This window comes from Thiothrix litoralis (genome assembly GCF_017901135.1).
Classification (GTDB): domain Bacteria; phylum Pseudomonadota; class Gammaproteobacteria; order Thiotrichales; family Thiotrichaceae; genus Thiothrix; species Thiothrix litoralis.
The window spans coordinates 3,951,194-3,967,726 of sequence record NZ_CP072801.1; the positions used below are offsets into that span (position 1 = coordinate 3,951,194).

20 protein-coding genes are annotated in these 16,533 nt (G+C 49.8%); 12 read left to right on the forward strand and 8 right to left on the reverse strand.

What is annotated here, in order from left to right; all coding sequences use genetic code 11:
- The first annotated feature begins 26 nt into the window (after positions 1–26).
- Positions 27–449, forward strand: a complete 423-nt coding sequence (locus J9253_RS19120; RefSeq protein ID WP_210222434.1) for a hypothetical protein — start codon at positions 27–29, stop codon at positions 447–449.
- Positions 450–461: 12 nt separating this feature from the next.
- Here J9253_RS19120 and J9253_RS19125 read toward each other — a convergent pair whose 3' ends face one another.
- From J9253_RS19125 to J9253_RS19140, 4 genes are all read right to left on the reverse strand, one after another.
- The gene (locus tag J9253_RS19125; RefSeq protein WP_210222435.1) at positions 462–1,334 is read right to left on the reverse strand and encodes a prepilin peptidase; all 873 of its coding nucleotides are present in this window, start codon (positions 1,332–1,334) and stop codon (positions 462–464) included.
- An 8-nt stretch (positions 1,335–1,342) separates the two neighbouring features.
- Positions 1,343–2,575, reverse strand: coding sequence for a type II secretion system F family protein (locus tag J9253_RS19130; protein ID WP_228291435.1), 1,233 nt, complete (start codon positions 2,573–2,575; stop codon positions 1,343–1,345).
- A 134-nt stretch (positions 2,576–2,709) separates the two neighbouring features.
- A complete protein-coding gene (gene pilB, locus J9253_RS19135; RefSeq protein ID WP_210222437.1) occupies positions 2,710–4,431 on the reverse strand; it encodes a type IV-A pilus assembly ATPase PilB in 1,722 nt (573 codons plus the stop codon).
- A 91-nt stretch (positions 4,432–4,522) separates the two neighbouring features.
- On the reverse strand, positions 4,523–6,064 hold the full coding sequence (locus J9253_RS19140) for an ATP-binding protein (protein WP_210222438.1): 1,542 nt from the start codon (positions 6,062–6,064) through the stop codon (positions 4,523–4,525).
- Between the two features lie 89 nt (positions 6,065–6,153).
- Between J9253_RS19140 and J9253_RS19145 the strand changes: the two genes are divergently transcribed.
- The 8 genes from J9253_RS19145 to J9253_RS19175 all read left to right on the forward strand — a co-directional run bounded on the left by J9253_RS19145 (position 6,154) and on the right by J9253_RS19175 (position 10,831).
- Positions 6,154–7,386: an ATP-binding protein gene (locus J9253_RS19145; protein WP_210222439.1), complete on the forward strand. Its 1,233-nt coding sequence runs from the start codon at positions 6,154–6,156 to the stop codon at positions 7,384–7,386.
- 94 nt (positions 7,387–7,480) lie between these two features.
- Positions 7,481–8,329, forward strand: coding sequence for an Rpn family recombination-promoting nuclease/putative transposase (locus tag J9253_RS19150; protein ID WP_210222440.1), 849 nt, complete (start codon positions 7,481–7,483; stop codon positions 8,327–8,329).
- A 4-nt stretch (positions 8,330–8,333) separates the two neighbouring features.
- The gene (locus J9253_RS19155) at positions 8,334–8,489 is read left to right on the forward strand and encodes a hypothetical protein (RefSeq protein WP_210222441.1); all 156 of its coding nucleotides are present in this window, start codon (positions 8,334–8,336) and stop codon (positions 8,487–8,489) included.
- A 93-nt stretch (positions 8,490–8,582) separates the two neighbouring features.
- The gene (gene tnpA / locus J9253_RS19160; RefSeq protein WP_210222442.1) at positions 8,583–8,843 is read left to right on the forward strand and encodes an IS200/IS605 family transposase; all 261 of its coding nucleotides are present in this window, start codon (positions 8,583–8,585) and stop codon (positions 8,841–8,843) included.
- The gene (locus J9253_RS19165; protein ID WP_210222443.1) at positions 8,833–9,933 is read left to right on the forward strand and encodes an RNA-guided endonuclease InsQ/TnpB family protein; all 1,101 of its coding nucleotides are present in this window, start codon (positions 8,833–8,835) and stop codon (positions 9,931–9,933) included. Before tnpA ends, J9253_RS19165 begins: the two co-directional genes overlap by 11 nt.
- Before the next feature lie 124 nt (positions 9,934–10,057).
- Complete coding sequence (locus J9253_RS21210; RefSeq protein WP_266097356.1) at positions 10,058–10,183, forward strand: hypothetical protein; 126 nt, start codon at positions 10,058–10,060, stop codon at positions 10,181–10,183.
- Positions 10,184–10,194: 11 nt separating this feature from the next.
- The gene (locus J9253_RS19170) at positions 10,195–10,488 is read left to right on the forward strand and encodes a toxin-antitoxin system TumE family protein (RefSeq protein ID WP_210222444.1); all 294 of its coding nucleotides are present in this window, start codon (positions 10,195–10,197) and stop codon (positions 10,486–10,488) included.
- Positions 10,478–10,831 (forward strand): HVO_A0114 family putative DNA-binding protein, encoded by a 354-nt coding sequence (locus J9253_RS19175; protein WP_210222445.1) that lies wholly within the window; start codon positions 10,478–10,480, stop codon positions 10,829–10,831. The genes J9253_RS19170 and J9253_RS19175 overlap by 11 nt, the downstream gene beginning before the upstream one ends.
- 166 nt (positions 10,832–10,997) lie before the next feature.
- On the opposite strand, the gene J9253_RS21215 is transcribed toward J9253_RS19175, so the two are convergent.
- The 4 genes from J9253_RS21215 to J9253_RS19190 form a co-directional block, all read right to left on the reverse strand.
- A complete protein-coding gene (locus J9253_RS21215; RefSeq protein WP_266097357.1) occupies positions 10,998–11,132 on the reverse strand; it encodes a hypothetical protein in 135 nt (44 codons plus the stop codon).
- A 343-nt stretch (positions 11,133–11,475) separates the two neighbouring features.
- Positions 11,476–12,912: an O-antigen ligase family protein gene (locus tag J9253_RS19180; RefSeq protein WP_210222446.1), complete on the reverse strand. Its 1,437-nt coding sequence runs from the start codon at positions 12,910–12,912 to the stop codon at positions 11,476–11,478.
- 16 nt (positions 12,913–12,928) lie between these two features.
- A complete protein-coding gene (locus J9253_RS19185; RefSeq protein ID WP_323128854.1) occupies positions 12,929–13,393 on the reverse strand; it encodes a pilin in 465 nt (154 codons plus the stop codon).
- Between the two features lie 62 nt (positions 13,394–13,455).
- A complete protein-coding gene (locus J9253_RS19190; RefSeq protein ID WP_323128855.1) occupies positions 13,456–13,908 on the reverse strand; it encodes a pilin in 453 nt (150 codons plus the stop codon).
- 405 nt (positions 13,909–14,313) lie between these two features.
- Here J9253_RS19190 and J9253_RS19195 point away from each other — a divergent pair, with 405 nt between their 5' ends.
- Genes J9253_RS19195 through J9253_RS19205 form a run of 3 tightly spaced genes read left to right on the forward strand, consistent with a single transcriptional unit; the run spans position 14,314 to position 16,507 of the window.
- On the forward strand, positions 14,314–14,496 hold the full coding sequence (locus tag J9253_RS19195; RefSeq protein ID WP_210222447.1) for a hypothetical protein: 183 nt from the start codon (positions 14,314–14,316) through the stop codon (positions 14,494–14,496).
- Entirely contained in the window at positions 14,493–15,398 is a 906-nt protein-coding gene (locus J9253_RS19200; protein ID WP_228291436.1) for a glycosyltransferase family 2 protein, read from the forward strand. Before J9253_RS19195 ends, J9253_RS19200 begins: the two co-directional genes overlap by 4 nt.
- A gap of 14 nt (positions 15,399–15,412) precedes the next feature.
- On the forward strand, positions 15,413–16,507 hold the full coding sequence (locus J9253_RS19205; RefSeq protein ID WP_210222448.1) for a glycosyltransferase family 2 protein: 1,095 nt from the start codon (positions 15,413–15,415) through the stop codon (positions 16,505–16,507).
- The last annotated feature ends 26 nt before the right edge of the window (positions 16,508–16,533 follow it).

A 16,533-nucleotide genomic window follows, 5' to 3' on the forward strand; every position in this document is an offset into this window, starting at 1 on the left:
ACGCCATTTCTACATGGAGTCAGTTTATGAAAAAGTTGATAGCGGGTTTGGGGTTGACGATTTTAGCGGTTCCATCCGCCCAAGCGTGGACAGGTGGTATCGACGATATGCGCACCATGCGGGCGAATGAAAGCCGACCGATTGTGCGTATTCAGCGTTATCACGTTGAAGTTGAAAAAGCGTCCTGTGGGCAGCAATGTCCGTTGAACTACCAGCGTGGTCGCCATCAGGCAAATCAGGCCAGTGGCTGGCAACGTTCGGCGCGGGTCGTGCCGCACAGCTTCCAGCGGCGAGCACCGCTAAAGCGTACCCCTTTAGTGCGTGCGCCCGCCCGTCCGGTGCAAATGTATGCCTATTACGTACCGCAACGCCATGCGGTGGCACAACATCCGCCGCGCATCCACCGTATTGTGGGGCAAGCGCCGCCGATGTGCCGTTACATCCGCTAACTGCGCGTGATGTTAGTTGGGCATGAAGATAGGCGTCATCCACGCCAATATTTCCGTGCGCCAAACGATTGCCACGAAGCCTGCCATTGCCAGCCATGGACCAAACGGCATCGGCAGGCTTTCGCTGTTGCGTTTAACCAGCATCCACAAAATGCCAAACACTGCGCCAAACGCGGATGAGGCGAAAATGACGAAAGGCAATATTTGCCAGCCCCCCCATGCACCGAGTGCCGCCAGCAATTTGAAGTCACCGTAACCCATGCCTTCCTTGCCGGTAATCAGACGGAACAGGTGAAACACTGACCACAACGCCAGATAACCGAAGGCAGCACCCAATACCGCATCAGGCAGCGGCACAATCATGCCATTCAGATTGAGCAGCAACCCTGCCCATAACAGCGGGTAGGTCAGGCTGTCGGGTAACAGCATGGTTTGGGCGTCGATCATGAACAATGCCACCAATACCCAAGTGAAACCCAATAAGGCCAGCAGTTCAAAACTGTAGCCTACCCGCCATGCCACCAACATGGAGAGTACCGCAGTCGCCATTTCCACCAGCGGGTACTGGATGGAGATTGGGGTTTTACAACCGCGACATTTGCCCCGCAGGAACAGGTAGCTCAGTACCGGGATATTTTCCAGTGCAGTAATCTTGTGACCGCAAGTAGGGCATTGTGAACGTGGCACGACTAGGTTGAAATCCCCGGTATCCTCACCTGCTTGTTTTTCCAACCATTCGTTGCAGTCACTTTTCCATTGGCGTTCCAGAATAATCGGCAGGCGGTAAATCACCACATTCAGGAAACTGCCCACCAGCAGTGAAAACAGCCCAACCACGCTGACCAGCCAGACCTGGCTGGTGTTGAGTAAATAAATGAGTTCCATGTGTTTTCCTAAACGACCGAACCAAGTTTAAAGATGGGCAGGTACATGGCGATTACCAGGCTGCCGACAATACCGCCCAGTACCGCCATGATCAGCGGTTCAATCTGTTTGGCAAGGGTATCCACCAAGGCGTCTACCTGTGCTTCGTAATAATCGGCGACTTTCGCCAGCATTTCTTCCAACCGCCCGGACTCTTCACCAATGCGGGTCATTTGTACCATCATATTGGGGAATAACTGGGTGGTCATCATGGCAGTATTGAGCTGTACGCCGCGTGCGGTATCGTCCTGAATGCGGCGCGAGGCTTCTTCATACAGGGCGTTGCCGGTGGCACCGGCTACCGAGTCCATCGCTTCCACCAGTGGTACACCTGCCGCAAACATGGTGGCCAGGGTACGGGCAAAACGTGCCACGGCGGACAGGTTGAGGATATTACCCATGATGGGTATTTTTAACGAGGCTTTATCCACAAAGCGGTCGAATGCCGGGGATCGTTGTCGTGCTTGGCTAAAACTGGTGCCAATAGCCACAAAGGCAACGATCGGCATCCACCAGTTGGCAACCAGCCAGTCCGAGAAGGAAATGACCAACAGGGTGAACGCGGGCAGGTCAGCACCAAAACCACTGAAGACTTCCTTGAACTGCGGAATAACCCAGATCAGCAGGATAGCCGATACCACGGTTGCGGCCACCACAACGATGATAGGGTACATCATGGCGCTTTTGACCTTGGCTTTGAGGGCTTCACTTTTTTCTTTATAGGTAGCCACTTTTTCCAGCATAGTTTCCAGTGTACCCGCTTGTTCACCGGCCTTGATCAGATTCACAAACAGTTTGTCGAAATATTTGGGGTGACGTGACAAAGCTGTTCCCAAGCTGGCGCCGCCTTCGATGTCAGCGGTTAGTTTTTTTACAAGGTCACGCACCGAAGGATTGTCACCACCGGAAGCCATCAATTCGAGTGACTGCACCATCGGGACACCAGAGCGCATCATGGTGGTAAGCTGGCGGGCAAACTGGGCAATATCCGCTGGTTTGATCGCCGGTTTGAATAAGGGTTTGGGTTTTTTGTAAATGCGCCCCGGATTAATGCCTTTGCGACGTAGTTCCGCGCGTAACCAGTTGGGGTTTACCGCCTGGGTTTCCCCGCGCATCTTGACGCCGTTGCGGTTGACGCCTTCCCAACTGTAGACCGCTTGCGGCGCACTGGGTGTTGCCTTGGTCTGCGTTGACTTGTTCAAGGTTCTGCTTTGGGTTTTGCTCTGCATGTCGATGACTCTGCGTTATTTTTATAATAGGGGCAAGTCTAACACAGGAAAGCGCTGGAAAGACTGCCCTATGGATAATCGGCTATCAGTGTCTGCCTCCAGCATTGTTAGTCTGAGGTGACACGCTCCAGTTCTGCCAGCGAGGTAATGCCTTGGCGTACTTTATTCAAGGCCGATTGGCGCAAGTCCAGAATGCCTTCTTTGAGTGCTTGTTCGGCGATTTCCATCGAGTTGCTGCCGTTCATGATCATGCGCCCCATATCCCCTGAAATTGGCATGACTTGATAAATCCCCACCCGGCCTTTGTAACCGCGTGAACATTCCGAGCAACCGACGGGTTCATACAATTTTAGGTTGGATAATTCTTCAGACTTGAAGCCCATTTGCAATAAGACCTCGTTGGGTACATCAGATGTTTTTTTGCATTTCTCACACAAGCGTCGGGCAAGGCGTTGGGCAATGATCAGGTGTACCGAAGAGGCGATATTGAAGGGTGGTACGCCCATGTTCATCAAACGGGTGAGGGTTTCCGGGGCACTGTTGGTGTGGAGGGTGGATAATACCAAGTGCCCGGTTTGTGCCGCCTTTATGGAAATTTCAGCCGTTTCCAGGTCACGGATTTCCCCTACCATGATAATGTCTGGGTCTTGACGCAGGAAGGAGCGCAAGGCTTCGGCAAAGGTCAGGCCGACTTTGGCGTTGACGTTGACTTGGTTAACGCCGGGCATATTGATTTCAGCCGGGTCTTCGGCGGTAGAAATATTTTTTTCCGGGGTATTGAGGATGCCGAGGCCGGTATACAGGGTGACGGTTTTACCACTACCGGTCGGGCCTGTTACCAGAATCATGCCGTCGGGTTTTTCCAGCGCCTTCATGAAATCGTGTTTTTGTTTAGGGTCGAACCCCAGCTTTTCCACGCCTAGCGTGGCGTTGGAGGAGTCGAGTATCCGCATGACCACCTTTTCGCCGAAGAGAGTGGGCAGTGTGTTGACCCGGAAGTCGATCTTTTTCTGGTCACTGACGGTGAAGCGGATACGCCCGTCTTGCGGCACGCGCCGTTCGGAAATATTCATTCGCGACAGTACCTTAATACGTGAAATCAGTTGTTGCGCGGAGTCGTTGGGCGGGGTAGCGACAACTTGCAGGATGCCGTCTATCCGGTAGCGGATGCGCATGTTTTTTTCAAAAACTTCGATGTGGATGTCCGAGGCTTTGGATTTGATACCGTGTGCCAACAGCTTGTCGACGAATTCAATGATGGCGGGGTCTTCATCGTCCTTGGTTTTAAGGTCGCGGACATCGAGGGAAATTTCTTTGGCAGCAGGAGCGTTAGCCGCTGAGGATGATGTTTTGCCGGAGGTGGGGGCGTTGGCGCTCCCCATCATGCCATCATCAACGTTTAGGAAGCGGTGCAGTTTGTCGAATTCCACAAACACAGGTTCGGGAATCAGCCCTGTGGCGAATTTAACATCATCCAGATTGGTCAGGTAGGTGGGGTCTGCCAGACCCACGATCAGATTTTTGCCGCGTTGGAACAGGGGGATCAGATTGAGTTTGCGCATCTGATCCTGACTTAGCAGGGTGTTGACTAGGGATGTGATATTGACCTGATCGAGATCGACCATGCTTAAGCCATATTCCAAGCTAGCGGCATAAGCAACGTCTTGAGTGGAAACCACGCGGGAACGGATGAGCCATTCGACCAGCGACACTTTTTCTACCCGTGCTTTTTGCACAGCTTGGGCAGCCAGTTCCTTGTCGAGCAAGTCTTGCACGACCAATTGTCTGGCTAGCCCCGGCAAGGGGATGGAGGATGTCATGGGAATCATGGATCAGCTTTATGGTATCGTTATTAAACCTGTAATCAGCATGATAGCGCGTCGAAAGCGTCTATAAAATGAATTTATTCATTAAGTGTGTTCAGGCACTTTCTGTTAGCCAGTCATTCACGGTTTTGGTTTTACTGCTGAAGTTGATGCCTAACAGCATTTTGGGGCGCGGATCAGTGCGGTACGCGCCTGCGTAATCCCTGTCTTTTATTTGCTTGAGTGCGGCTTTGGCACTTTTATTGAGTTTGAACTCGATAATGTAGATATGTGTCGGTGTCTTCACCACGCAATCAATACGCCCGGTGCTGTCATTAACTTCCGCTTCGGTGTACTGCCCAAGGTAAAAAAACACCAAATAAATCAGGCTATGGTAATAGGCTTCGGCTTCTTTGAGGAAAATCTGTGAGGGGATTTTCTTGAAGATGCTTTTGATGATGTCGATGACCGTGGGTAAGTCATTGTTCAGGAAACTTTTGTGTAGTTTTACCACCAGTGGCGTGGTGTTGGCTGGCTCTTCGTGCGCCCATTCCGCTAGCAAGTACATCGACATGGAGGCTTGTACTTCGCGGTTGGGGTAGTCAAGGTGGTAGAGGCCGTACTCGTCGCGGCTTTTCAGGGTGAGATACCCTGTTTGGAACAGTACCGGGGCAAGTTGTAAGCGTTCAATGTCATAGTTGCCGAGTGCTAGTTCATCGACTTCCATTTCGCTCACTTGGTATACCCCGTCACGGCGCATCAGTTTGGGCAAGAACGTGGGCGTGCCGGATTCAAACCAAAAGTTGCGAAATGCATTGGCACTGAAAAAACTGAGGATGGAATAGGGGTTGTAAACAAAGTGTTCTGTATCCCACGAGTAGCCGTTGTACCAGTGGCGTAAGCTCGCCAGCAATTCGTCATGGCTGAGTTTTAGGCGTTGTTCAGCGGCGGGGAAGTAGGGGGTGAAATAATGTTCCAGTTCGGCTTGGGTGTAGCCGGTCAGGGTGGCAGCTTTATGGTCTAGGGTCAGGTCGTAGAGGTTGTTCAGGTCGGAAAAGACCGAGACTTTGCTGAACTTGGATACGCCCGTGATCAGGAAGAATTCCAGATAGGGGTCGCTGTCCTTGATCACCGAGTAAAAGGTTTTCATCACCTGCTGGTTGGCCTTGGCTTGTGGAATGTCGTCAAGGTAGTCAATCAGCGGCTTGTCGTATTCGTCGATGAGCAGCACGACATTGCCCGATTTTTCTGCCAATGCTTTCAATAGGTTGGAAAATACGTCCTTGAGCATCATATCGGGGGGGAGGGGTATACCGTGTTCTGTGGCTAAGTCCAGTAAGGCTTGGCGTAACACTTCCTCCAAACCCCGCCCTTGGTAGTTCAGCTTATTCATGGAGAGGTGAATAACGGGGTGAATGTCACTCCAGTCCCGCTGATTTTCAATCCACAAACCTTTGAATAGGTCGCGTTTGCCGCTGAAAATGGCGTTGAGAGTAGAGAGTGTGAGTGATTTTCCAAAGCGGCGCGGGCGGGAAAGGAAGTAATATTTGCCACTCATGATCAAGCGGTGAATGGCTTCAGTTTTGTCGATGTACAAGTAGTCCTTGCCGATGATTTCCTCAAAGGTTTGGATGCCGACGGGGAGTTTTTGCAACATGGTGGATCCGCTCTACAGGGTGCATGGGGACAGGATAGCACAGTTGGGCTAGACTGGACGGTATCGGTGGGAATGGGAACAGGAAGACAATGCGGCAAGATGAGCTATTGGAGTTATTAGCCAACGGTGAAAATTCCGGGGTGGAGTTCAAGCGGGATGACATTCGCCCAGAGCAATTGGCACGGGAGGTGGTGGCTTTGGCGAATTTTCAGGGTGGGCGCATTCTACTGGGGGTCGAGGATGATGGCTCGGTGTCTGGAATCCAGCGGGCAGGGTTGGAAGAGTGGGTGATGAATGTTTTCCGGGATAAAATCCACCCGATGATGCTGCCATTTTATGAGGAAATCAGTCTGCAAGGTGGTAAGCGGGTCGCGGTGATCAGTTTTACCCAAGGAATTTCTAAGCCTTATGTCGTGCGTCATTCGGGACGGGAGGATATTTACCTACGGGTTGGCAGCACTTCGCAACTGGCGACGCGGGAACAGCAGGCGCGGCTTTATGCCTTGGGTGGGATGTTGCATACCGAAGTGATGCCTGTGCCGGGAACCTCCATGGAAACGTTGGATCAGGCAAAATTGCAAAACTACATCCAAACCGTGATCAATGACCCTGATGTACCACAGTCACGCGCCGATTGGCAGGAACGTTTATTGGGCTTGGGGTTTTTGGTGCAGGCATCGACGGGTGAGGTGATGTGTACCATTGCGGGCTTGGTGTTGTTTGGTATCAAGCCGCGTCGTTATCTGCGGCAGGCGGGTATTCGGGTGATGGTGTTTGATGGGGTGGAAAAGACGTATCAGGCGCGTTTGGATGAAACATTGGATGTGGCATTGCTGGGGCGTATTCAATACGACAAGGCAGGCAATCGCACCATTATTGAGGATGGCTTGGTTGAAAAACTGTTGTCGGTGCTGCGGCCTTTCATCTTTTACGAAAGTGATGTGTTGGATGCGAATAGTTTGCGGCGTGATCGGGGGTGGATGTACCCGTTGAATGCGTTGCGGGAGTTGGTCATTAACGCTTGCGCCCACCGTGACTGGACACGCTTTGTGGATATTGAGGTTGGGGTGTATGCCGACCGGCTTGAAATCATTAGCCCTGGTGCGTTGCAGAATTCCATGACTATCGAGAAGATGAAGGCGGGGCAACGTTCACCACGTAACCCGATCATTGTGGAAGTGTTGCGGGATTATGGGTATGTGGATGCGCGGGGGATGGGCATCCGTACCAAGGTGATTCCGCAGATGCGGGCGTTCAATGGTACGGAGCCGGGGTTTGAGGCGACAGAGGATTATTTGAAGACGACGTTGTGGCGATCATGAGCTATTCGAGTGCATGAGGGACGTACCGTTCTTACGGTATGGTTTTGGGTGGTCTGCTACACTTGCCTTATCGTCATCATTCGTGGTCGTTGTTATGCAGGATAAGTACGTCAATCCCTTCACCGATTTTGGCTTTAAGAAGCTGTTTGGGGAGGAGCCGCACAAGGAGCTGTTGATCAGTTTTCTCAATACCTTGTTGCCTGAGAAACACCAGATTCAGGATTTGCAGTACACCCGTAATGAACAGCAAGGGGCGAGCATCCTTGACCGTAAGGCTATCTTTGATTTGAGCTGCGTTAGCCTGACGGGTGAACGCTTCATTGTCGAATTGCAGAAGGCCAAGCAGAATTATTTCAAAGACCGTAGCTTGTATTACGCCACGTTCCCGATTCAGGAGCAGGCGCAGCGGGGTGATTGGGATTACAAGCTGGCGGCGGTGTATACTGTTGGCATCCTTGATTTCACGTTTGAGGAAGATCGGGAGGCAGCGGAAAAGCAGGTCATGCATTTTATTCAGCTCAAGAATCAAAGCGGGCATGTTTTTTACGACAAACTCACCTTTATTTACCTGACGCTGCCGTATTTCGAGAAAACGTTAGCAGAGTTGCAGACGGATCAGGACAAGTGGTTTTATATCTTCAAGCACTTGCATGAATTGCAGGAAATTCCGCCTGTATTGCAAGGGGAAATCTTTCTCAAGTTGTTTGAGGCGGCGCAGATTGCCTGTTTCAATCCGGCGGAACGTCAAGCTTACGAAGACAGTTTGAAGTATTACCGTGATTTGAAGAATGTGATCGACACCACACTGGATGAAGGTATCAATCTTGAGCGGCAGCGTTCCATTTCGGCGATTGCTGGCAATGGTTTTGATGCTGAGTTCATTGCCAAGAACCTGGTTTTGCCGCTGGATGTTGTGAAAAAGATAATCGAAAGTGCAAGGTGAACAGATGGATATACAAGCCTACAAGGAGCAGTCTGCCAAGCGCACAATGGAGTTGCTGAGAACCTTGACCGACTTTGAGATTCAGGATGATGCTGTGGTTGACCAATTCAGTCCAGCGGAGCGGTACGTCTACGAAAGTAATTTACCAAAATTCGCGTAATGCCCCTGCCTTTAGGCATGGGGATATAAGCGTCTTATGCTAAAAACAAAATACGTGCCGCACTAGATAGCTTAAGCCTGTATAATATTGCACATGGAAAAAAATGGTAACATCGCTTTCGACTGTAAGTACCACGTTGTATGGTGTACTAAGTATCGCCGCAGGGTACTGTCATCAGAAATTGAGGTGGCTCTCAAGCAAATAGTGAGTGACGTTTGTGAAGAACGCAACGCCACCATCCTTGAGATGGAAGGGGACGGCGATCACTTCCATCTCTTGGTTGCGGTTGACCCTCAATACAGGATTCACCGATTGGTGAAACAGATCAAGGGCAGAAGCATAGTTGGAAGCTGACGCCACCATCCTGAAAACACTCAAAGTCCGCGTCAAGGACAAGCACGCTGCTGTCCTAAAGCAGTGGGCATTCGAGTGTAACCAAGTTTGGAATGAAGCTAATGCAACCACCGCAGACTACAGCTATGTTCCTGTTCCGGGTGTTGGTTGGATTCGTAACCACTTCACGGCATTCGATCTGCAAAAGGTCATGAAGGGTTTCAATGGCGAACGGGGCTTCACATTGCACTCGCAAACCATTCAAGAAGTCATTGCCACCCACGCTAAAGCCCGCAAGCAATTCAAGACGGACAAGCTACGCTGGCGTGTGTCTGGCGGTAGCCGTCGTTCACTGGGCTGGATTCCTTTCAAATCAGGTGCTGCTGTGTGGAAGGACGGACAAGTCCGTTACAACAAACATTTTTTCAAAGTGTGGGACAGTTACGGCTTGTCACAATACGCTTTCAGGTCTGGCTCTTTCACCGAGGATTCCCGTGGACGTTGGTATTTCAATGTCGTGGTGCAAGTTCCCGTTGTTGAAGTCGCAGGGCGCGGTGAAGTCGGGATTGATCTTGGTCTGAAAGACACTGCCACTTGTAGCAACGGTTTAAAACTGGAATCAAAGCCGTTCTACCGCAACGCTGAAAAGCAACTGGCAGTAGCTCAACGCGCTAACAAAAAGAAGCGCGTCAAGGCTATTCACGCTAAGGTTAAAAACCGCAGGGCTGACCACCTGCACAAGTTCACCACCAAGCTGGTGCGTGAAAATTCATTAATCGTTGTCGGCAACGTCAGCAGCAAGGCACTCGTCAAAACCAATATGGCTAAGTCTGTATTGGATGCCGGGTGGTCAATGCTGAAAACACAACTTGATGCAAAATCGAAAGCGATGCAAGGCGTGTTTCTCGAAGTCAACGAAGCGTACAGTACCCAAGCCTGTTCGTGTTGCGGAAGCATTTCCGTCAACAGTCCGAAAGGTAGAGCAGGACTTGGAATAAGAGAATGGACATGCCCCGACTGTGGGGAGCTGCACGACAGAGATGTCAATGCAGCCCGGAACATTCTCACGGCAGGACATTGCCGTCTCGCAGGAGGAATCCCCCGGCTTTAGCCGTGGGGAGGATGTCAAGAAACTACCGAGACCTGAAAAACATGATTGAAGCGGCGGGAGAAGAAGGCTACAGGCAAGGTTTGCGGCAAGCGAAAGAAGAACCGATTGGATAAATTTGTACTGAATGGAGCAACGCAAGGTCATTCTTGCCTTGTCTGACAAAGGCTTGGATGCGGCGTTTATCGCCGATACCCTGAACCTATCCGTTGATAGTCAGCTTGAGCTTGCGGGTATTTCATGTATGGTATAGACTGCCATACAATGAGTAAAGCGAAACTGATTTTACAACGTAAAGCCCGCTACGACGATGGTGCAATTCGTGAAATGGTGATATGGGAGTTGCCTAAGCCAGTGTTGGGGAGTGAGCATTCCTATAAATACCGTTTTTTCTATGGGAAAAATAGTCAGAGGATAGTCGGTTACGATAATGAACGGCCTAAGGGCGACCATAAGCACATTGGCGGAATTGAGTATCCTTATTCATTTACAGGTATTCGGCAGCTAGTCAGTGATTTTTACGCTGATATTCAAGAGGTACGACAAGATGCTAAATAACACACTCTTTATCAGCATCGGCAATATCGACGATGATTTTGTGGATGTCATTGAGGCATGGGAAAGTGGTAAATCTGCACAGCCGGTCAATAAACTGACGTTTGAGTCAATGGCAGGTTTTTTGAGTTATCTGACGCCCAAGCGTTGGGAATTGTTGACGGTGTTGCGCCAACAAGGCCACCAAAGCATCAAAAAGCTGTCGGAAATCTTGAAGCGTGATTACAAAAATACGCATACGGATGTGAAGGCATTGATGGAGTGTGGCCTTATCGGGAAGGATGAAGAGGGGCGGGTTTGTGTACCTTGGGATAGCATTGAAACCCACCTGCAACTAGCTGCTTGAATACTTTTTCTGCCATCAGTGCAGCTTGAGCTTGCTGACTTCTTCCTCCGGTAAGCCGGTTTTTTCGGCAATGGTTTTGTCGTCTCGAAACCGCGTTCGTCTTCATATAACAGGAATTTCAGGCGTCCGCAATGTGATTTTACGTATGTCTGGTTGCGCCTCGGCATTATTCCCCCCGTTGGTGTTGGATTTTGAGCAGTTCCACGCTTTTCGGGTCAATGTCGAGCTTGAGCAGCGGGTTGGCGAGGTCTGCTGCCATGCGTTTGAGGAGCTGTTTGCTGGTGATGTCTTTGGTTTGCATGGGGTGAGTGTAGCGGCAATGCTATGGACTCTGTTTGAACAACGGACAAAACACCCTTTTTAGGTGATTGCCCGTGTTGGTCATATTCGGTCTTCACTCATCATGCGGCTGACATTCTGCCAGAAATGCGAATGAACGTGTGACTTTTGAGGGCGTGATGAATCACGCCCCTACCGGGAAATACCGTAGGGGTGCGATTTATCGCGCCCTGAACGATCCCCCAATTCCTTTTTTCTACAACCCGCCGAATTGCTTGCGCACAGCTTCCGCCGTCTGGTTTTAGGGTGATTCCGCAGATGCGGGCGTTCAATGGTACGGAGCCGGGGTTTGAGGCGACGGAGGATTACCTTAAAACCACGTTGTGGCGTTTTGTTTGAGTTGGATTGAGAAATTCATTATCTTGGCTGATTTTTCCATTCAGCCAAAAGCGTGGTGTAAATGCAGAGCTAAGTCCTTGATTCGATTGTGCGATATTGATCCACTGGATTGTTGTGATGATAGCCAATGAAAGGACGGGTATAAGCAATAAACTGCTTAGTTCTATTGGGAGTCTGAAGCGCTGTACTTGGGGAGTCCATGCTCGCCAAAGGGCTGCTCCAAAACCGAATATGATTGTCATATAAAGTAAGCTGACTGGCATAACCATTACCCCGTCAACTAGTCCGGCAGCAATGGCGGAGCTGATAGCTGCGGTAACGGGTAATGCCAAAATCTCTCTTTCAGCAGGATTTTCAGAAATCAGTTTTCGCCATTTAAGTGATAAATAAATGGTCAAGGCCATGAAGCCAACAGTAAATGGAATACCCCATTCAGCCATCAATTGCAGCAAAAAATTATGTGGATGGGCGACTTTACCTAAAATACCTTCCATGGCTGTCATCATTGGGCCTATTCCCGTATAGGGATGGCTCATTGCAACATTGAGTGTATCAATCCAGATTCTTATTCTGCCACTTGAGTTAGTAAAATCTCGATCAATGGTACTGTTAAGCGCGGCGTTATTATCTAATCCAAAGACGTTAGGTAATATAAGTACGAGCATTATGTATCCTATGATACCTGCTAGCCCTGTCAACAATGTCCATGTTGCATAACGCCTCCATAGATTTGGCGTTATAATGAAAACAGATAATAGACTAAACGTCATTCCTAAGATAAAAGCTCTGGTGCCGCTCACCAAGGCAAGTGTCCAGCTTAATATTATAATAGCTGTGATGAATTTTTGGAAATTTGGTTTTTCTTGAGTGGACACAAAGCCAATAAGAAAAGGCAGCGTCCAGCTTAGGAATTGTGCATAGAATCGAATGTTCGAGAATCCATCAATGATCTCCCATACATTAAGTTTTTCACTGATTGCTAGGGTCAATGCGTAGTTGATGTAATCTGCTACTATGTAGACAAGCTGTATGGCTGTAAATATTAATGCTAGCTTTGTTAGTAGCCAAAGACTGGGGGTTTTAAAAATCACTAGAATTGTCAAAGAGACACTGAAAAATAAAGAAACTTCGACAAGTGACCATTCATAAGCAAGTGATTGGGTGCTGACATATGCTCCCCATGCCAAGATGGTGAAAATAAATCGCAGTGTTTCTTTTGAGAAGATTGTATCCGCAACTAGACGAATAATTAAGATGATAGTGATAACTAATGTTGCAATAAGCCTTTGTGAGTCATGAAATGATGTCGCCATTGAAAATGGTGCTAGACTGGTTATCAATAACAAGAAAAACAAGGCTATGGATTTTTTATTATTATCAATGTCTATGCTATTGATTTTCATAATTATTATTTTTTAGCTACGAGCCAGTTGGGGCTGGGTTTTGGTCAGCAATACAGGCTTTCGGTGAAAAACCAGTTGCCAAGTTGGTTTTGCACGACCAGTCTCCATCTATGTTGCGACTGTACCAAATAGACTTATTCTTAATATCCTCATTGGCTCCAGAATTTTTGAACAAATATACAATGTCACCAATCGCATTATCCTCAACAGTATTTGCAGTTCCCGTTATGTTTCCATAACTTCCATTCGTTTGAGTGTTGAGGTTAGTAAGTCCAGTCTTATCAGAAGGAAATGACCCAGTAATTTCAATATTGTCTTCTGTGTTGAGTCGAGCTGCATCTAACAGAACGATAGCTTCTGTTATTTGTGCGCGTGCAATGAATGTTTGATAGGTCGGTAAGGCAATGGCGGCAAGAATCCCGATGATAGCTACAACGATCATCAGTTCTATCAGAGTGAAGCCTTGTTGTATTTTTATCATGTGGGTTCTCCATGCGAGAAGGGCTCCTGTGAGCCCTTCCGGTTGCTCAAATTAAGCAAGCATTAGCTTCCTGCTGTGCAACCTTTTGGAGCATATTGTGTTGTCAAACTAGTAGCGCAAGACCATGTGCCGTCAGCAGCACGAGTATAAGTAACGGTCGCATCTTTCAGTTTGTCATTGATGCCCTCAGACTTGAATGTGTAAACAACATCGCCATTACTAGCAGTGGCGTTTCCAGCACTGGTAATGTCGCCGTATTTACCTGCTAAGTTAGAACCAGCCGCAGTAAGGCCATCGGTGTCGATAAAGATACCTTTGGAAACCGCTTCATCTTCGATAGATGTACGTGCGCCATCCAACAAAACCACGGATTCAGAAGCCTGTGAACGTGCCATGAAGTTTTGGTATTGTGGCAGTGCAATCGCAGCCAAGATACCGATGATGGCAACCACGATCATTAATTCGATCAGGGTGAAACCCGCTTGTGCCTTAGATTTCATTGTTTTCATACTCATTTTTATCATTCCTTATTGTTAGGATTAGTTAGGATATTTAATGTCTTGAGACGCCAGTAGATGATGCAGGAGGCGTGCCAACTGCGAACTGAATGTGGACGGTTGATTTTGGGGGATAGGCGGTGGTTTTTGGTGTAAGCGGAGCGGTGACGTGTCAGAAGTGTGTCAGAAAGTGACAGTGATGTGTGATAGTTGTCAGGGCGGGTTAGGTATTAGGGCTTGGCATGACGGGCTACTCCTGTAGCGTGAGGAATATCTTTGGGTACATCCATTTGAGTATGGTCAATAGGGTCTGTTGATGCCCATATTCAGTCGCCGGACAGTGGGCGCGGCTACAATCACTCAGCCTATGGTTGAGTAATGGGGGTCAGACCCCTGATTAAAAAATAATAACAGGAGGCGGGTATGGTTTTGAGCCCAATAAGACTGTTCGTGTACGCGCTGGCGTTCCGGTTTTCGTCGGGACGCGGGCGTTGTTTTAGCCCCGGTATCAAGGCGATGCTAGTCTGGTATGGCGCTCGCTTGCGTTTGTTGTTGCTGGATCGTTCGGCAGCAAAATGGTGGCGCGGGTGGTTTGAAGCGGGATGATGGATACCTCGCGGGTACAAATCCTGTTGTCCACTTGGAACGGCGAGCGCTGGTTGCCTGAGTTATTGGCATCGTTGGAACAGCAGACGTTTCAGGATTGGCAGTTGCTGATCCGGGATGATGGTTCCACCGATCAGACTTTGCGGCTCTTGCTGAAATGGCAGGCGGAACACCCCGAAAAACTGGCGGGATTGCTGCTGGATGGCAAGCATTTGGGGAGTAAGTTGAGCTTCAGTCGGTTGGTGGAAGCGAGTACTGCGCCGTGCCTGATGTTTTGTGATCAGGATGATGTGTGGTTCCCGGAAAAAGTGGCGTTGCAATACACCGCGTTACGCCGGATGGAGGCGCAATACGGTGAGGATGTGCCGTTACTGGTGCATTCCGACTTGGCGGTGGTGGATGAGGCTAGGGCATTGCTGGCGGTGTCGTTTTGGGACTACCGTAACTTTGATGTGGAGCAGCGCAAGCAGGCGTATTTGTTGAACAATGTGGTGACGGGGTGCGCCACGGCTTTCAATCGCACGGCTGCGACGCTGGCGTTTCCGCTGCCGCTGTATGCGATGGAGCATGACCGTTGGCTGGCGTTGGTGTGTGCGTGGTTTGGGCAGATTTTATCCTTGCCGCACCCGCTGCTGTTGTATCGCCAACACGACAATAATCTGATTGGGGCAGCCCCTGCGCAACTGCATGGCTTGAGTGCGCGGGTAGAGGCGTGGAGCCAGCAAGCGGAAGTTTTTCTGCACCGCTTCGGTGAGCGTTTGGAAGTACAGGATTATAAGCTGGTGGAGGCGTTAGCCGGGTTGCGTTATTTGCAAGGCTGGCGGCGGCGGCAACATATTTTACACCATCGGCTATTCAAGCAGGGCGTCCTGACTAATTTGGCGTTGCTGCTTTTTGCGTAAACAGGGGTATAACCATGACAACTATAATCCAGCGCCCTGATGTGGCCGTTATTGTTTTGACCCGCAATGCCGGGCGTTTGTGGCCGGAATGGATCAAGGCACTTCGGCAGCAGACCGTGCAGGCGGGGCGCTATCTGGTGATTGATTCGCTTTCAGAAGACCATACGGCGGAACTGGCAGTCGCGGCGGGGCTGGAGGTGCAGCGCATCCACCCGCGTGATTTCAGCCACGGCGGGACGCGCCAACTGGCGACAGAGTTGTGCCCTGATGCTGAATTCCTGGTGTACCTGACGCAGGATGCCATCCTCAAACAGGCTGATTCGCTGGAAACCCTGTTACAGCATAGCGATGCAGATAGCCATGTGGGGATGGTGTACGGGCGGCATTTGCCGCGTGCCGGGGCTGATTTGCTGGAATGTCATGCGCGGGGTTTTACGTATCCGGCAACGTCTTCCGTGCGTGATCGTGAAAGTTTCAAAACCATGGGCTACCGAGCGGCGTTTGCATCGGATGTGTACGCGGTGTATCGCGCCAGTGCCTTGCGCAGTATCGGCGGGTTCCCGCAGCATATCATTGTCAGTGAAGACAGTTACGTGGCGGCGCGGTTGCTGTTGGCAGGCTGGAAGACGGTGTATTCAGCGGAAAGTACCGTGGAGCATTCGCACCGTTACACTTTATTACAGATGTTCAGGCGTTACTTTGATGTTGGGGTGTTTCATGCCTCTGAAGAGCCTTTGATGAAGGCGGTCGGTGCGCCAGATCGGGAAGCATGGGTCTACGTGCGCTCACTGATCCGTTATTTGTATGAGCGTAAGGCTTGGCTGTTGCCATTGGCTGCTTTGCAAACCCTGGTAAAGCTGATTGGTTTCCGGCTGGGTAAGCGTTATCAGAAGTTGCCCTTGGCCGTTTGCCGGGTGATTAGTGTGCAGCAAGCGTATTGGTTGGAAGATTTTGGATGCAAAGAGGGTGTATGCAATACGCCCCTACGCCCGGTCATTGGTAGGGGCGTATTGCATACGCCCTCTTTGGGTGCGCCCATGCACCACCAATATGAAAAATATGCGACAAATTTGTTACAGGATGTTGACAAAGAAAGATTGGAATATTAGTATATTCGTATATTGTTTATTACCGA

What these genes read in the sequence shown, in the direction of transcription:
- J9253_RS19120 (WP_210222434.1), top strand. Translation starts at nt 27, where the DNA reads ATGAAAAAGTTGATAGCGGGTTTGGGGTTGACGATTTTAGCGGTTCCA.
- pilB (WP_210222437.1), bottom strand. Translation starts at nt 4,431, where the DNA reads ATGATTCCCATGACATCCTCCATCCCCTTGCCGGGGCTAGCCAGACAA.
- J9253_RS19190 (WP_323128855.1), bottom strand. Translation starts at nt 13,908, where the DNA reads ATGAGTATGAAAACAATGAAATCTAAGGCACAAGCGGGTTTCACCCTG.
- J9253_RS19140 (WP_210222438.1), bottom strand. Translation starts at nt 6,064, where the DNA reads ATGTTGCAAAAACTCCCCGTCGGCATCCAAACCTTTGAGGAAATCATC.
- J9253_RS19205 (WP_210222448.1), top strand. Translation starts at nt 15,413, where the DNA reads ATGACAACTATAATCCAGCGCCCTGATGTGGCCGTTATTGTTTTGACC.
- J9253_RS19175 (WP_210222445.1), top strand. Translation starts at nt 10,478, where the DNA reads ATGCTAAATAACACACTCTTTATCAGCATCGGCAATATCGACGATGAT.
- tnpA (WP_210222442.1), top strand. Translation starts at nt 8,583, where the DNA reads ATGGAAAAAAATGGTAACATCGCTTTCGACTGTAAGTACCACGTTGTA.
- J9253_RS19170 (WP_210222444.1), top strand. Translation starts at nt 10,195, where the DNA reads ATGAGTAAAGCGAAACTGATTTTACAACGTAAAGCCCGCTACGACGAT.
- J9253_RS21215 (WP_266097357.1), bottom strand. Translation starts at nt 11,132, where the DNA reads ATGCAAACCAAAGACATCACCAGCAAACAGCTCCTCAAACGCATGGCA.
- J9253_RS21210 (WP_266097356.1), top strand. Translation starts at nt 10,058, where the DNA reads ATGGAGCAACGCAAGGTCATTCTTGCCTTGTCTGACAAAGGCTTGGAT.
- J9253_RS19155 (WP_210222441.1), top strand. Translation starts at nt 8,334, where the DNA reads ATGGATATACAAGCCTACAAGGAGCAGTCTGCCAAGCGCACAATGGAG.
- J9253_RS19145 (WP_210222439.1), top strand. Translation starts at nt 6,154, where the DNA reads ATGCGGCAAGATGAGCTATTGGAGTTATTAGCCAACGGTGAAAATTCC.
- J9253_RS19150 (WP_210222440.1), top strand. Translation starts at nt 7,481, where the DNA reads ATGCAGGATAAGTACGTCAATCCCTTCACCGATTTTGGCTTTAAGAAG.
- J9253_RS19180 (WP_210222446.1), bottom strand. Translation starts at nt 12,912, where the DNA reads ATGAAAATCAATAGCATAGACATTGATAATAATAAAAAATCCATAGCC.
- J9253_RS19185 (WP_323128854.1), bottom strand. Translation starts at nt 13,393, where the DNA reads ATGATAAAAATACAACAAGGCTTCACTCTGATAGAACTGATGATCGTT.
- J9253_RS19125 (WP_210222435.1), bottom strand. Translation starts at nt 1,334, where the DNA reads ATGGAACTCATTTATTTACTCAACACCAGCCAGGTCTGGCTGGTCAGC.
- J9253_RS19200 (WP_228291436.1), top strand. Translation starts at nt 14,493, where the DNA reads ATGATGGATACCTCGCGGGTACAAATCCTGTTGTCCACTTGGAACGGC.
- J9253_RS19195 (WP_210222447.1), top strand. Translation starts at nt 14,314, where the DNA reads ATGGTTTTGAGCCCAATAAGACTGTTCGTGTACGCGCTGGCGTTCCGG.